9 protein-coding genes are annotated in these 15540 nt (G+C 62.3%); 2 read left to right on the top strand and 7 right to left on the bottom strand.

All coding sequences use genetic code 11. The annotated features are described in order from the left end of the window. Window positions 1-13: 13 nt before the first annotated feature. From QWI20_RS06030 to recQ, 5 genes are all read right to left on the bottom strand, one after another. Window positions 14-832 carry a UDP-2,3-diacylglucosamine diphosphatase gene (locus tag QWI20_RS06030; protein WP_192170976.1) on the bottom strand — a complete coding sequence of 273 codons (819 nt, stop codon included), beginning with the start codon at window positions 830-832 and terminating at the stop codon, window positions 14-16. Between the two features lie 120 nt (window positions 833-952). Next, window positions 953-1249: a SelT/SelW/SelH family protein gene (locus QWI20_RS06035; protein ID WP_065986919.1), complete on the bottom strand. Its 297-nt coding sequence runs from the start codon at window positions 1247-1249 to the stop codon at window positions 953-955. Between the two features lie 3 nt (window positions 1250-1252). Then, window positions 1253-3592 carry a FimV/HubP family polar landmark protein gene (locus QWI20_RS06040; RefSeq protein ID WP_369304652.1) on the bottom strand — a complete coding sequence of 780 codons (2340 nt, stop codon included), beginning with the start codon at window positions 3590-3592 and terminating at the stop codon, window positions 1253-1255. A gap of 143 nt (window positions 3593-3735) precedes the next feature. Continuing rightward, entirely contained in the window at window positions 3736-4170 is a 435-nt protein-coding gene (locus QWI20_RS06045) for a MarR family transcriptional regulator (RefSeq protein ID WP_065986915.1), read from the bottom strand. 183 nt (window positions 4171-4353) lie between these two features. Next, window positions 4354-6480, bottom strand: a complete 2127-nt coding sequence (recQ, locus tag QWI20_RS06050; protein ID WP_369304653.1) for a DNA helicase RecQ — start codon at window positions 6478-6480, stop codon at window positions 4354-4356. Window positions 6481-6690: 210 nt separating this feature from the next. On the opposite strand from recQ, the gene QWI20_RS06055 reads away from it, so the two are divergent. Further along, entirely contained in the window at window positions 6691-7278 is a 588-nt protein-coding gene (locus tag QWI20_RS06055) for a YecA family protein (protein ID WP_037017255.1), read from the top strand. A gap of 75 nt (window positions 7279-7353) precedes the next feature. On the opposite strand, the gene pap is transcribed toward QWI20_RS06055, so the two are convergent. Continuing rightward, window positions 7354-8856, bottom strand: coding sequence for a polyphosphate:AMP phosphotransferase (gene pap, locus QWI20_RS06060; protein ID WP_192170972.1), 1503 nt, complete (start codon window positions 8854-8856; stop codon window positions 7354-7356). Between the two features lie 157 nt (window positions 8857-9013). Continuing rightward, entirely contained in the window at window positions 9014-13312 is a 4299-nt protein-coding gene (locus QWI20_RS06065) for a DUF6543 domain-containing protein (RefSeq protein WP_369304654.1), read from the bottom strand. 136 nt (window positions 13313-13448) lie between these two features. Here QWI20_RS06065 and mnmC point away from each other — a divergent pair, with 136 nt between their 5' ends. After that, window positions 13449-15467, top strand: a complete 2019-nt coding sequence (mnmC, locus tag QWI20_RS06070) for a bifunctional tRNA (5-methylaminomethyl-2-thiouridine)(34)-methyltransferase MnmD/FAD-dependent 5-carboxymethylaminomethyl-2-thiouridine(34) oxidoreductase MnmC (RefSeq protein WP_369304655.1) — start codon at window positions 13449-13451, stop codon at window positions 15465-15467. Window positions 15468-15540 lie beyond the last annotated feature (73 nt).

Raw genomic sequence — 15540 nt, forward strand, 5'->3', positions numbered from 1 at the left:
AAACCGCTGGCGCTCAGACCGTTTCGCCCACCGGTTCCGGCGCTTGTGGGCTTTTGGCTTTGACGTGGGCATCGGCCAGCCGGAACAGCTCGATCGTGCCATCCCAATGTTCGATCAAAGCCGTGCAGGACTCCACCCAGTCGCCGCAATTGAGGTATTCCACGCCGCCCACCTGACGGATTTCGGCGTGGTGAATATGTCCGCACACCACCCCGTCCAGCCCGCGCTTGACGCACTCATGGGCGATGGCTTCCTCGAAGTCGCTGATGAAACTCACCGCAGTCTTGACCTTGTGCTTCAGGTACGCCGATAGCGACCAATAGCCGTAGCCGTACTTGGCGCGCCAGTGGTTGAGCCAGCGATTGAGGGTCAGGGTGAATTCGTAGGCCGAATCGCCAAGAAAGGCCAGCCAGCGGTGGTAGCGAGTGATGACGTCGAACTGGTCACCGTGGATCACCAGCAGACGACGACCATCGGCGGTCAGGTGCACGGCTTCATCGACCAGCTGGATGTTGCCCAGAATGAGTTTTGAATAGCGACGGAGGAATTCGTCGTGGTTGCCGGTGACGTAGATGACTTCGGTGCCGCGCTTGCTCATGGTCAGCAGGCGGCGGATGACGTTGGTGTGCGCTTGTGGCCAGTACATGCCGCCGCGCATCTTCCATCCGTCGATGATGTCGCCGACCAGGTACACCTTGTCGGCATGGTATTGCTTGAGAAATCCGGAGAGGTGTTCGGCCTGGCAGTCGCGGGTGCCCAGGTGAACATCGGAGATCCACAAGGTCCGGACACGTTGCTTACGGCTGGGTTTCACGTTCTCGGCAATGCTCATGGACCACCTCCACTTGGGTTTTCCCAAGCGTGGACGTGGTCGGTGATATGAACATGACGACGGTGTTTAGCTTTGATGACACGACCTCTCGGCTAACACTTTGCGACAGCCGATGCGCACTCATGTGTCGAGGCCGGCGTGACGATCGTTGTGCCCCAAGTCCCGGGCCGGATCAATCTGGTCGCGTACACGCTGCTTGAGGACCTTGGCCTCGGGAAACCCGCCATCGGCCTTGCGCTCCCAGATCTGCACATCATCGCAGGTGATGCGGAACACACCGCCGGTGCCGGGAATCAGCGACACCTTGCCGAGATCATCGGTGAAGGTGCTCAACAACTCCTGAGCCAGCCAGGCCGCACGCAACAGCCATTGGCATTGCGTGCAATAAGTGATGGTGATTTCAGGCTTGGCGGACATCGATCAGCCCAACCCTGCCAGCAGATCACGGGCCGTTTGCTGAGGGCCGTCATCGGAGCCGTCGATCACTTCCTGCAACAAACGGCGAGCCTCGTCGACGTTGCCCTCATCAATCAGCACCTGCGCCTCATTGATCTTGCTGAGCGGCTCTTCGTCCAGGCTCAGTAAGTCAAAGCCGCCCTCCTCGATCATGAAACTGTCGAGAAAAGCATCGTCCAGCAAATCGCTGTTGCTCTGCACGACCGCTGCCGGACCCGGCTCGAACTGGACGTCCATTTCCGGCGGCGCTTCCTCTTCGGCAAAGTCGCTGAGGAACTGCTCTTCCGGCATCTCGAACACCTCGGGCAGTTGCGTCAGGTCGGACGAGAACGAGGTGTCCAGTTCAGGTTCGGCCTCGGGTGCAGGCGCGGGCTTGCGGGGAGCGGGCTTGCTGTCGAACGGATCAACCAGATCCCAGTCGGCGTCCATGGAGAGATCGTCGAGGTTGAGCTGGAAATCGTCGGCAGGGTCAACCGGGTTCAGCGATGCGGCCGCATTTTCGTCCAACTCGGCGGGGTCTGTCAGGCTGAGCTCTGGATGATCGTCTGATGCCTGACTGGCCGAGGCTGTTTGACCCGCTAGCACTGCGGCTGCAGCCAGCGCCGCCGCAGGGGCTGCCGCCGAGGTCATGGCAGGCGACGCGACTGGCGCGGACGGCGGTTCAGGAGCAACGGGCTCAGGCTTCAGTTTCGGGTAACGGCTGCGGATGTCCTGGAGCTTCTGCCCATCAACGCCCTGACTCAGGAGGACGCTTTCTTCCTCGTCATACGCTTGCACGTCGCCCTGCTCGCCGAGTAGTTCGAGGATGCGCAGTCGGACATCGGTGCGCTCGGGCTGCTTGTCCAGCGCATCGCGCAGAATGGCCAGCGCTTCGGCGAAGCGACCGTAGGCGATGTAAATGCTCGCGCCATCCAGCGCGTCGGTGGCGGCACCCGCCAGGCGTTGGCCGGCAGGCGCTGCCGAGGCTGGACGCGCCGCAGTAACAGCCGGCACTTCGAAGACCGGCGTGACCGTCGCGGCAGGTCTGACCACTGGCTCGACAGGCACGGGCTCAAGGGCCAGCTGATTTTTGATCCGGTTGCGGCGCACCGACCAGGCCAGCGCGAGGAGCAGCAACACCACCAGCAGCGCCGCCAGAATCGACGTCCAGGGAAAGTCGTCGTCCACGGCGGCAACCGGCACCGGCGTCGGCGCTGGTACGGGAGTGGCTATGGGAGCTGGCGTCGGAGCTGGCGCTGCAGCGGGAGTCGCAGTCGTCACCGCCCCAGCCGTCGGAGCAGCGGGCGCAGGTTTGAGCGACTGCGCCTTGAGTTCGGCGAGCTGGGTCTGCAGTTCGATGATCTGCTTGTCCTTGTCGGCCTCTTCGACGGTGGACGTCTGGACTTGCTGCTTGAGGTCGTCCAGCGTCTTGTTCAATTGCTGGTTTTCCAGCGCCGTCCCCGACAACTGATCGACGGCGTTCTGGTTCGCCGGGTCAGACGCCGGGGGGGAAGTTGCAGCCGAGGTATTGCTAGCTGCAACGGCAGGCGCACTGGCGGTCTTCGGTTCAACGGCGTTGTCCGGCAGCAACAGGCTCTGACCGACCTTCAACTGGCTCCGCTTGCCATTGGGAAACGCTTGCGGGTTGAGCGCCACCACGCCTTTTATCAACTCGGCAGAAGAGGTCTTGCTGCCCGGCGCCTGTACCTGACGGGCAATACCCGCCAGGGTGTCGCCGGACACAACCGTATAATGCTTGCCTTGTCGAGCCTGGGGCGGAGCGACCGGCAGACGCGACTCATCATTCTTCGCGCTGGCCGCCGGCGATTGAGTACGGCTGCGCGTCGCGGCGAGTCCTGTTGGCGATGTCGGCGGGTCGAGCAACACGGTGTATTCATGCAGCTGGTCGCCGTTCGGCCGTACCAGCCTGACGAGGAAATTCAAGTAAGGCTCAGTGACCGCCTTGTGCGATTCGATGTGAATCACACTGCGGTTTCCTCGGATCACCGGGGTGAAACGCAGGTCATTGAGAAAGAACACGCGTTCAACGCCAGCTTTGGTGAAGGCCTCGGGCGGCGCGAGCCCCACGACGATTTCATCGGGACTCAGCCCACCCGCTTCGATCAATTCGATATCGGCGTTGAAGGGTTGCCCGAGGGCGGAATGCAGGCTGATCTCGCCCAGCCCCAGCGCAGCCGCCACGGAGCTGTGCAACAACGCGGCCGAAGCAAGACCGATGGCGAGCAAACCCGAACGAAGACCTGACTGAACGCGAAGGGGCGCATCTCCTTCGCGACGACTACCGGCCTGAAAACTCTTCCGCATGCGAACCCTTTTGAAGACGAGGCAGGCTTCCCTGCACATTCGGTACGCCCGGACACGTCATCCGGGCATCATCAGTATGGGTGCAAATAGAACAGGATGTTTCGCCCGCATCAATGTATTTGTCGCGGGCGTTCGCGCGGTTTTCAGGATTTTTCGAGATTGGCGAGGATTTTTGAATGAACGCGCATGCACATGAGCAATTCTTCTTCGTCGATGCCGGCAAACAACTCGTGGCGCAAGGCGGTGGCGATGGTTTCGATTTTCTCGATCAGCGGCCGCGCCGTGTCGCAGAGGACGATCTTCTTCGCCCGACGGTCTTCGAGCACTGCCTGTCGCAGAACCAGCCCCTGATTTTCCAGACTGTCCAGCAACCGGGCCAGGGTAGGCCCTTCAACGCCCACGCTCTGGGCCAGTTCACGCTGGGTCGGCGGCGTTTTGAAACGGGCCAGATGCAGTAAAACCAGCCAGCGCGCCTGGGATAATCCCAGATCAGCCAGCCGGCGATCCAACTCCGCACGCCAGCCCCGGGACATATGGGCCAGCTGCATGCCAAAGCGGTGTTCTTCGGTTAACGGCATAGGTAACTCGATGGTTAAAGGCTATTCCTAATTAATAGGCAGCTAACCATGGAGACCGGCACGAGGCAAGCGCCTGGGCGCGGTGATTCGTCGCAGAGGCGGCAAGGTGCCGGGATGCGGCGTGTATGCCTTTGGATTGCTTGGGATTACTTGAAGTGTGCAGCCGGCCGCAACTGCGGCGGGCTAAACCTCAAACTCAGACTGCAACGCCGCCCGCACGCAATACAGCACGCCTTCGGGAACGCGCCCGGTGAACAGTTCGGCGATGGCGGCGACAGGGGGGAGTTCGCCTTCGCCATCAAGGAACGCGTCCTGAATCTCGGTCATCAGGTCTTCGGGCAAGTCCAGCGCCTGATCCAGTGAAAGCTGCTGTTTGCCAATCGCTTCAGCGAGCATCGTATAGACGTTCTTCTCCGAGCATTGCAGCTGCCCGGCGATCTGCATCGGCGTCATGCCCGCGCGAGCGAGGCTGATGAGTTCATGCCGCACATCGGCGACCACACGCGGCGCGGGTGCAGCACCGCCGAGCACTTCGAGGAATGCCTCGCCGTAACGCTCCAGCTTGCGCGCGCCCACCCCGCTGACCCGGCCCATTTCGGCCATGGTCCCGGGCTGGCTGCGAAGCATTTCCAGCAAGGTCGAATCCGGGAAGATGACATACGGCGGCACGCCATGTTCTTCCGCCAGTTTGCGCCGCAACGTACGCAGCGCTTCCCACTGTTCGCGCTCTTCGCCGCGCACCAGCTGGCTCGCCGGGCTGCCGGAAGCTTTCGCGGTGGTCTGCGGTTTCAGGTCACGGCGCAACTGCAAGGTGACTTCGCCTCGCAACAGCGGTCGGCATGTGTCACTCAGGCGCAGGCCGCCGTAGCCTTCCAGATCGATGTCCGCCAGACCGCGCGCCACCAGCTGTCGGAACAATGAACGCCACTCGCCTTCGCTGCGGCTCTTGCCGACACCGAACACCGCCAGCTTCTGATGACCGAAGCTCTGCACCTTGTCGTTTTCCTTGCCCAGCAAGACATCGACCAGATGGCCCACACCGTAGCGCTGGCCGGTCCGATAGATCGCTGACAGCGCCTGACGCGCAGGTTCGGTGGCGTCCCAGGTCTGCACACCATCGACGCAGTTGTCACAATGCCCACAGGGGTTGGGCATGATTTCGTCGAAGTAGGCGAGCAACGACTGACGCCGGCAGCGGGTTTCTTCACACAGCGCCAGCATCGCGTCGAGCTTGTGCTGCTCGACGCGCTTGTGGCGCTCGTCACCTTCGGAGTTCTGCAGCATCTGCTTGAGCATCAGCACATCTTGCAGACCGTACGCCATCCACGCATCGGCCGGCAGACCGTCGCGCCCTGCCCGGCCCGTCTCCTGGTAGTAGGCTTCCAGCGATTTGGGCAGATCCATGTGCGCCACGAACCGCACGTTGGGTTTGTCGATGCCCATGCCGAACGCAATCGTGGCGACCATGATCAGGCCTTCCTCATTAAGGAAGCGCCGTTGATTGCTGGAGCGGGTCTCGATGGGCAAGCCGGCGTGATACGGCAGCGCCGGGTAGCCGTTGTCGCTGAGGAACGCGGCGGTCTCTTCGACCTTTTTGCGCGACAGGCAATAAACGATGCCGGCGTCGCTGCGCCGCTCGGACAGAAACGCCAGCAACTGCTTGCGCGGCTGTTCCTTGGGCACGATGCGGTAGAAAATATTCGGGCGGTCGAAACTCGACAGGAAGCGCTCGGCATTCTGCAGATGCAGGCGCTCGACGATCTCTTCGCGGGTGCGCTTGTCGGCCGTGGCGGTCAGGGCAATGCGCGGCACGTCCGGAAACAGCTCGGCCAGTTGCCCCAGTTGCAGGTATTCCGGACGGAAATCATGACCCCATTGCGACACGCAGTGGGCTTCGTCGATGGCGAACAGGGCGATCTTGAGGTTCTGCAGAAACGACAGCATGCGCGGCTGGACCAGACGCTCCGGCGCCAGGTACAGCATCTTGATTTCGCCCAGGCGAATGCGGTTGGCGAGGTCGCGCTGCTGTTCGGCGCTGAGCGTGGAGTTGAGCGCGGCGGCTGAAACACCGAGCTCTTCAAGCGTCGCCACCTGATCGTCCATCAACGCGATGAGCGGCGAAACCACGACAGCGAGGCCGTTGCGCAACAGGCCCGGCACCTGGAAACACAGGGATTTGCCGCCCCCGGTGGGCATCAGCACCAATGCATCACCACCACTGGCCACGCGCTCGATAATGGCACCCTGGCGACCACGGAAGCTGTCGTAGCCGAAGATGTCTTTAAGTACGCGTTGAGCCTGGTCGAGCATAAATACCCCGGATGGTGCCGCAACAGCGGTCGAGAATCGCTGTGGAAATCGCAAAGCGCGGCAGTATACCGGAGCGCTCCGACAGATTGGACAGCGGCGACACCGGCGGTCGAAATTAACCGGAATACCGATTCCAGTGGCCTCGCCGCTGGCGCCGGGCGCCCTCAGGGCCTAGAATTCAGCATCGTTTATTCCCAAGGTAGTCTGTCAATGTCCTTCGCTGAGCAATTACACCGCCTGCAAGCCTTCCTCGATGCCGATGAGCTGCATGACGAAGCGCTGGACTATGTAGCCGCCCACGGCTATTTGACCGCGCTGTCCATTTGCGCCGAAACCGTGCCGGACCGTGAGTGGATCGACGCACTGTTCGCCGAGCCCCCGCACTACGCCGACGAGGCGCAGCACCAGGAAATCGAAGCCACGCTGATCCAGCTCAAGGCGCACATCGCTCGCCAGCTGGCATCGGACGAAGAGTTCGAATTGCCGTGCGATCTGGACCTGGGCGATGACCCCGACGACTCCGAGCTGCGTGGCTGGTGCATCGGTTTCATGGAAGGCGTGTTCCTGCGCGAGTCCGCCTGGTTCGAGAACGACGAAGAGGAAGTCAGCGAGATGCTGCTGCCGATCATGGTCGGTTCCGGCCTGTTCGATGAACAGCCAGAGTTCGCCGACATCGCCGCCGACGCCAACCTGATGGACGACATGATCGTGCAGATCCCGGAAGCGCTGACTGCTCTGTATCTGCTGCTGCAAGCCCCGGATGAGAAGCCGGCGATCCTCAAGCCGCGCCATCACTAAGCTCGACTTTCGCCCCCCGCCGTCACCGACTGAGAAGCGTACGAGCCGACTCCGGCTCGTACGCTTCCTTTCCCGCTACTTGTGCTTCTTGTCACTCTTCTTGAATGCCGCCTCGATCGCTTCGTTGATCGTGCGCAGTACCTTTACCCGCGCCCAGCGTTTGTCGTTGGCTTCGACCAGCGTCCACGGGGCGATTTCCGTGCTGGTGCGATCAACCATGTCGCCCACCGCTTCGCGATAGAGCGGCCACTTGCTGCGGTTGCGCCAGTCATCCTCGGTAATCTTGTGGCGTTTGAACGGCACTTTCTCCCGCGCCTGAAAACGCTCCAGCTGAGTTTTGTCGTCGATCGCCAGCCAGAACTTCACCACCACCACGCCGAAATCCGTGAGCTGCTCTTCGAAGTCGTTGATCTCGCTGTAAGCCCTCAACCAGTCCGCCTCGGAGCAGAAGCCTTCGACTCGCTCGACCAGCACGCGTCCGTACCATGACCGATCGAACACGGTGAATTTCCCCCGCGCCGGAATCTGCCGCCAGAAGCGCCAAAGATAAGGCTGAGCCAGTTCATCCTGACTGGGCGCGGCGATCGGGACGATGTGGTACTGCCTTGGATCGAGGGCTCCGGCGACCCGTTTAATCGCACCGCCCTTGCCCGCTGCATCGTTGCCCTCGAACACCGCCACCAGCGAGTGACGGCGCATGCGTTTGTCGCGCATCAGCCCCGAAAGCCGCGCCTGCTCAGTGATGAGTTGCTCGTCGTAGTCGTCTTTTTCCAGCGCCAGGGTCATGTCGAGGTTGTCGAGCAGGCTCAGCTCGTTGCTGTTGTTGGGCAAAGGGCCGAGTCCGACAAGATGGGTCGCCCCTTCAGGCGTCTTCAGAGCGTTTTGCAAACCCTCGAGCAGCAAACGGCCAACGGTGAGACTGCGGTAGTTCGGGTCGACGCCTTCGATGACGTGCCAGGGCGCGTAGTCGCGACTGGTGCGGCGCAGCACGCGCTCGCCGAAGCGCACAAAGCGGTCGTAAGTCTTCGATTGCTGCCAGTCCAGCGGGCTGATCCGCCAGCTGTGCAACGGGTCATCCTTGAGGGTTTTGAGGCGCAGCTTCATCTGCCGCTTGGACAAGTGAAACCAGAATTTGAAGATCACCGCGCCTTCGTCGACCAGCATCTTTTCCAGTCGCTCGGCGCCGTTGATGGCCTGATCCAGCACAGGGTCCTTGAAGCGCTTGTGCACCCGGCCCTGGATCATCTGGCTGTACCAGTTTCCGAAAAACACGCCGATGCGGCCCTTCGGCGGCAACTGGCGCCAGTAACGCCAGACCGGCGGATGGGCCAGCTCTTCATCGGTTTGCTGATCGAACGTGCGCACTTCGATGTAGCGCGGGTCCATCCAGTCGTTGAGCAGCTTGACGGTTTCACCCTTGCCGGCGCCCTCGATGCCATTGATCAGCACGATGATCTGGCGCTTGCCCTGCTCATGCAGTTCGTACTGAGCTTCCAGCAGCGCCTCGCGCAGGGCCGGGACTTCAGCGTCGTAGGTTTCGTCGTCGATGGTGTGGCCGATTTCAGCGGATTCGAACATGCAGGGCTTCCTTCAGGATCGGTCAAGACTAGCAGGCGAGAGACGGCGTTGATGCAGGTTATGACCGCCAATCTGTGGGATGGATCACTGCGACGAGAAACATCGGTTGCAGGTAACACCGAGGCGGCGGCACAGCGCGGCCGCCTCGATGCGCGGGTTACCAGCCCGCGCGGTACAGATCGGTCAATTGCGTGAGCATCAGCGCCTCGGCCGCATCACGTTCGGCGATGAGGGCCAGGCCCTGTCGGTGGTACTCGTCGGGATCGGTGGGCGGATGCTCTTCCAGAGCGGCCATGCGTGCGCGCACAGATTCAGTGGCCAAAGCCAGCGCGGGCGCATGCTCGGAGCGCAACCGCGCGTTCCACTGCTGGTCACCGACGGCAAACTGCAGGAAAGCCGGGCCCCGTTCCACTTCCAGCACCTGGCGACGGGCATCCAGCAATGCCCCACGGTCGACTGCCGCCAGACGCGCCCAGACCATGCGGTAAGGCTGACCGGGCAGCCCGAGTTCCTCCGCCAACCCAACGCGGTAGGCCAGTCGCACCTCCGCATGATCCAGCGCCATTCCCAGGCTTTCGCGCCGGGCGATCTCTCCATCCGCAATCGCCTGCACTTCGTTGAGGCGAAAAAGCTGACGCAGGACACCCAGCAAGGCGTCTGTGCGTTGGCTTTCTGCAACGCCCCGCAGCGCACCATGGCTGTAAACCGCGACCTGGATGTCGCTGAAGATCAGGCGCGCCCCGTCCTGACAGGTCTGGTTGGCGCCGAACAAGCGGTCGTTGGCCATGACCTCGATCTGCCCACGCAACCCGGCATCCTGCGCCGCTGTTTCCAGAACGGTGAGCACTTCACTGGCAAGCTCGGCATGGAACTGGCGGAAGTCCGGGGTCTCCCTCAAACGCTGCAACAGCACCAGCAGATGAGGCGCATCGGCGGCTTGTTCAGCCTGCGTCCACGCTGCCAGCAACCGCTGATTCAACACATCTTCACCCGTGCGCAACCATACCTGCGCCGAGGGTCTCGCAGCACCCGCGCTCGGACCAGAGCGGTGACCATGAGACGCGGACTCGTCATCAGATGGCTCAGAGTCTGTGTCCATCGGCGCGCCTTCGACGTGGATCTCGCGGATGTCTTCGGGAAAGTCGTAATCGAGCTGATAGCGATGACCGTAGCCGGTGTCGTTGCGCCAGTAATCCTCGAGCGCCTGGCGGTTGAACGGGTTGTTGTAGGCGTAGATCACCGTGTGCTGGCCATCATCCCTTGAGTTTTCGATCACGTCGGAAGGGATGTCGGTGATCTGATTGTCACTGATGTCCAGCTCGCCAAGGCCCAGCGAATCGGTCCATTCAGGCCACTGGGTAAGGCCCGTGTTGTTAATCCACAAGGTCGACAGGCTCAGGCGGCCGGTGTCGGTGAACTCACCCAACTGGCTGCCGGCCAGGCTCAGGGAATTCAGCGCGGGGATGTCCATCAGCGTGTCCATGGCAGGCTGGCCCAGGGGCCATTGCATGTTCTCCAGCGACAGGTGCTGCAGGGACTCAAACTGCGGTAACACGCTCGGGAGCTCGGTGAAGCTTCCGCGCACGTTCAAATGGGTCATGTTCGGAAAGTTCGCCAGAAACGCATTGGCAGCATTGGTATCAAACTGCACGTTATTGAGCTCGATCTGTGTGATGTCCGCATAGAAACTTTGCAACGGCGGCAATTCCGGCATTGTCAGGAACTCAAGCGTCAGCCAGCGCGTACCCCGCGGCGCATCAGCATGGCTGTAGCGCCAGGCCCGACCCAGCGCGTTGGCCACCCGACGCCGCGCCAGACGTTCACCGTCATTGAGCAGCACGCTGATATCGTCGGCTTCCGCCCAGGCGATCAGGCTCACGTGCAACTGGTCATAGGCCACAGCACGAGCGCGCGTCGCGTGCAGCACTTGCTCCAGTGATCGCCCCCGCCGGGCCATGCCACGCACCTGCTCCGTCATCTCGAGACTCTCCGGGTAGAGTTGCGCCATTGCCTGGAGCAATTGCTGATGAACCGCGCTGTCAGCCACAGGCACACCGCGCCCGCTGAGTGGGTAGCCGATGCGCCCGTCAAGCAAACGCTGCGGCGGCCTGAACCCGGTCGGTAACGTCCATTGCCCCAACTGCTCGGATGCCCACTCCGGCTGCAACCGGACCCAATTAAAAATGCGACGCTTGAAGGCCCGTGCGCCCGTTTCGGGGTCGTTGAACCCCATGGTCTGACGACTGCTCTCTGGCAGCGCACGCAAGAGCGCGGCAAACAGGCTGACCCTTTTCTCCGACTCCTCGGTGCCCGCTACCTGAAAGCCTTTGTCGCACTTGATCAACACACGGCATTGCGAGGCACCCTTGGCGCCAATGCTGTCCAGCAAAGACCCGGTGGTGCTGCCCTCCCTCAGTTCGATGCGAAGGTCAGCGGGCCATCCCGGGAATGTTTCAAGGCTGCGCAACGTCAGGCGCTGGAGATCGGCGTTGGCCGTGCTGGGCGTCAGAAAGAAACCCTCCAGCGCTCGGTTCATGCGGGTCTGACGCAGATGCCCACGGACCTTTCCGGCCACTTCGAGCGGAATGCGTTGAGTGTCCAGCATGGCCAGTTTCTGTTCGCTGGCGGTTTCAGCGATCAGCTCCTGGCCTGCCGCCAACGTGAGGGACGGGAAATCCCGTCTCAGCAGCGCAATCAGCGGGTCGCTCGACTGCTCGCTGGCGAGGTACGCCGCGTTGAAGGCGTCGGCTGAGTCTGCCGCCTGCTGACTCAGGCGAAAACGCTTGGCGGTATCGAGCAGCGCTGCGGGTGCCGATTGATTGGCGATGTGCAATGCGGCCAGATGCTCTTCATCCACCCCGCTGACTGCCATTATGCGGCCGACGGTGTTGTCGTCGATGTCCGCGAGTTCCGGATGCAAACGACGCAAAGCCACGCTCACGTCGGTCAGGCGCAGGCCACCTGCAGCGTTTCGGGCGGGAACGCTGCGTTGGATGAACGACGGTGGCTGCGACCCACCGGATTCTGCGGCCATTGCGCCCGTCACGGCGCCCGCGGCACCCAGCGCCCCCATGAATGCCAGGTTTTGCGCGACATTGCCCAAGTGATCCAGTGCCTCATCCATGTCGCCATGGCGCCACGCTTCGATGCCTTCGAAGGTCTCGTCGAGCAATTGCGCGCCCGCAACGGCCATCATGACTTCGCCCAGGCCGGGAACGAACAGCGCGGCAATATTCAGCGCATCCATGCCGTAGTCCAGCCACTCAGCGAGGCGTTGGTCGCGGGTTTTCTGGTCTTCGTCGTTAGTGGGGACCGCGAGCACACGAGCGTCATCCTTCAGTCGCAGCAGTTGATGAAGATAGAAAACATCACCCAGCGCGCCGCCCACGTCGATGGCTTCCAGGTCGAGGAAAGCATTCTGATCCACTTCCGAAACGCTGATCAGCTGTCGGTGAAAACCTTTGCCACGGGCGACGCTGTGCAGGACATGGGGCGCCAGGCGCTCGTGCAAGCGTTTGAAGAAAGCGCCTTTGCTGCGTTCGGGAATGAAACGGTCGAAGTAGCGTTGATACGCCTCGGAGCGCAGTTTGGTCCGCAGCGCCTGTGTGAAATGTTCCAGCGAGGGGTAGGACTGGATTGCGCCACTGGCTTCCCCAGGCAGGTACACCACGCAACGCGTCTGCTCGGTGGATTTGAATAACAGCGGGCCGCGCAATTTGCAGCCCAGCAGTTGCAGGGTGGACACCTGATGCGCCGGGCCGTAGGGGTCGAGCTGCAGCAGCCTCTGGTACTGCGCCTCATCAATAGAGCCCTTGAGGCGTGCGATGTGGGAGTCGACCCGCAAGGTCAGACGGGCATGCTCGATAATGCGCGACTTGATGTCATTGCTGTCCAGACTCCCGGGGACGTCCGGCCTCGCGACGGGGTGCAACACATGATGCAAGTGCCGTTGATACTGACCGCCCAGGTCGAGCCGACGGCACAGCTCAATGAAGCGACCGGGACTAATCCTTGATGGATGAACATTATCCGGCCGCGCCGATGTATCCGATGCGCCGCCAATGATTGCCGAGGTGCTTTCACGATCGGCGTCCGTCGCTTCAACCGCCTCAAAGTTTTGCAAGGCAGCGGCCAGCAGCGAACGTGTGCTGGAACCCTGCGGCGAAGCACGACCTGTCAGCCAGTCGCGCTGGAATCTGGCGTGGAAGAAGCGGTCACGGTCGACATCGAGACCCGGACCGAATTCGGCGTCGAGGGCCTGGGCCAGCAAAGGCCGCGCAAACGACGGCAGGTCCTGAATGCGCTGGAGCACCTGCTTGAGGTTTTCCCGAGCGGCCTGCGCGAGGGTCATGTCTTGCCGCAGGGCATCGCGCATCGCCGGGGTCGCCTGGATGAACCATTGCGGCAGCGTGTCCTGAATGAATGAAGTCGTAAGAGCCTGACTGGCGGTGTTCATGTGACGTCCTTGTTTCTGCGTGTGATCAAAGGCGCATAGATAAACAGGAACGCACCCGCAAAGTGGCATACATATGTAGTGCACGCCTCCCCGGACGCTGGAGTAACATCGCCACCTCGCCCGCCCCGAGCCGAACATGACCACCACTGACCACACCCAGATCGCCGATGACCAGATCGCCCACGCCCTGATCGACTGGGACGAACACGGCAATCCGCATTCGCGGGTGTTCGCCGACGTTTATTTCTCGACCGGATCGGGCCTCGATGAAACCCGCCATGTGTTCCTGACCCAGAACGAGCTGCCCGAGCGCTTTGCTGCGTTACCGGCGGGTGGCCGACTGGTGATCGGCGAAACCGGGTTTGGTACCGGATTGAATTTCCTGTGCGCCTGGCAGCTGTTCAATGCCAGCGCAGTGGCAGACGCCCGCCTGCATTTCGTCAGCGTCGAAAAATACCCGCTGACCCGTGCCGATCTGGAACGCGCGCTGAATTTGTGGCCCGAGCTCAAGGAGCAAGCGGATCAGTTGCTGGAGCAATACGTGGCGGTGCATCGGGGCTTCCAGCGCTGGGTCTTCGAGGGCGGCCGCGTGACCCTGACCTTGCTGGTTGGCGATGCGCTGGACATGCTGCCGCAGCTGGACGGACAGATCGACGCCTGGTTTCTCGACGGTTTCGCCCCCGCGAAAAACCCGGAAATGTGGACGCCCGAGCTCTTCGCAGAGCTGGCGCGGCTGGCGGCACCGGGCTCGACCATCGGCACCTTTACCAGCACGGGCTGGGTGCGCCGGGCATTGAACGCAGCCGGTTTCAAGATGAAGCGCGTGCCGGGGATCGGGTATAAATGGGAAGTGCTCAAAGGCCGCTTCATCGGCTGGCCAGAAGGCGTGCCAACGCCCCCGCCCGCCAAGCCGTGGTTTGCCCGACCCCGTTCAATGCCCCACCCACTGAACACCCCTCGCACGGCGTTGGTAATCGGCGCAGGCCTGGCAGGCTGCGCCACCGCGTCAAGTCTTGCCGCGCGCGGCTGGCACGTCAGTCTGCTGGAACGTCACGGGGATCTGGCGCAAGAAGCATCGGGCAATCCGCAAGGCGTGCTCTACCTGAAGCTGTCGGCCCACGGCACCCCGTTGTCGCAGCTGATCTTGAGCGGATTTGGTCACACCCGCCGTTTGCTGGAACGCCTGCAACGGGGCATCGACTGGGACGATTGCGGCGTGCTGCAGCTTGCCTTCGACGAGAAAGAGCAGGCGCGGCAGGCGCAACTGGCGGCGGCGTTCCCCGACGATCTGCTGCATGTGCTGGACCGGGCTGACGCCGAGTCACGGGCCGGTGTCGAGTTGAAGAGCGGCGGTTTGTTTTACCCCCAAGGTGGCTGGGTGCATCCGCCGGCGTTGTGTCGCGATCAGGCCAGCGCCAGCAACATCAAGCTGCTGACCCACCATGACGTGATCGAGCTGCGGCGGGACGGGGCGCTGTGGCAGGCGTGGGATGGCGAGCGTCTGCTGGCTTCTGCTCCGGTCGTCGTGTTGGCGGGCGCAGCCGAGATCAAACGCTTCCCGGCCAGCGCTGACCTGCCCCTCAAGCGTATTCGCGGGCAGATCACCCGACTGGCTGAAACCTCCGAAAGCCAGGCGTTGACGACTGTCGTGTGCGCAGAGGGTTACGTAGCGCCCGCGCGCGGCGGCGAACACACGCTGGGGGCAAGCTTCGCCTTCAACAGCGATGACCTGACGCCGAATACGGCCGAACATCTCGGCAATCTCGAACTGCTAAGGGAGATCTCCGAGGACCTGACCGAGCGGCTGAACGTCACCGCGCTGCCAGCAGAGGACCTGCAAGGTCGCGCCGCGTTTCGCTGCACCAGCCCGGATTACCTGCCCATCGTCGGGCCGCTGGCGGATCGGGCGGCGTTTCTTGAGGCGTACGCCGTGCTGCGCAAGGATGCGCGCCAGACGCCGGATACCGAGTGCCCATGGCTCGACGGGCTGTACGTCAACAGCGGTCACGGCTCTCGCGGTCTGATCACTGCGCCGCTGTCCGGCGAACTGATTGCCGCCTGGCTGGATAACGAACCCCTGCCACTGCCGCGAAGCGTGGCCGAAGCCTGTCACCCCAACCGCTTCGCGCTGCGCGGGCTGATTCGCGGGAAGTAGAGAGGCCTGCGGTATCGGCTGTCCAGGCGCCCGTCGCCGCTATCCGACGCAACTTCTTCGTCCTGCCGAAGAT

It is taken from the genome of Pseudomonas sp. W2-17 (assembly GCF_041060445.1).
In the GTDB taxonomy this organism is placed as follows: Bacteria; Pseudomonadota; Gammaproteobacteria; order Pseudomonadales; family Pseudomonadaceae; genus Aquipseudomonas.

What these genes read in the sequence shown, in the direction of transcription:
- QWI20_RS06030 (WP_192170976.1), bottom strand. Translation starts at nt 832, where the DNA reads ATGAGCATTGCCGAGAACGTGAAACCCAGCCGTAAGCAACGTGTCCGG.
- QWI20_RS06035 (WP_065986919.1), bottom strand. Translation starts at nt 1,249, where the DNA reads ATGTCCGCCAAGCCTGAAATCACCATCACTTATTGCACGCAATGCCAA.
- QWI20_RS06040 (WP_369304652.1), bottom strand. Translation starts at nt 3,592, where the DNA reads ATGCGGAAGAGTTTTCAGGCCGGTAGTCGTCGCGAAGGAGATGCGCCC.
- QWI20_RS06045 (WP_065986915.1), bottom strand. Translation starts at nt 4,170, where the DNA reads ATGCCGTTAACCGAAGAACACCGCTTTGGCATGCAGCTGGCCCATATG.
- recQ (WP_369304653.1), bottom strand. Translation starts at nt 6,480, where the DNA reads ATGCTCGACCAGGCTCAACGCGTACTTAAAGACATCTTCGGCTACGAC.
- QWI20_RS06055 (WP_037017255.1), top strand. Translation starts at nt 6,691, where the DNA reads ATGTCCTTCGCTGAGCAATTACACCGCCTGCAAGCCTTCCTCGATGCC.
- pap (WP_192170972.1), bottom strand. Translation starts at nt 8,856, where the DNA reads ATGTTCGAATCCGCTGAAATCGGCCACACCATCGACGACGAAACCTAC.
- QWI20_RS06065 (WP_369304654.1), bottom strand. Translation starts at nt 13,312, where the DNA reads ATGAACACCGCCAGTCAGGCTCTTACGACTTCATTCATTCAGGACACG.
- mnmC (WP_369304655.1), top strand. Translation starts at nt 13,449, where the DNA reads ATGACCACCACTGACCACACCCAGATCGCCGATGACCAGATCGCCCAC.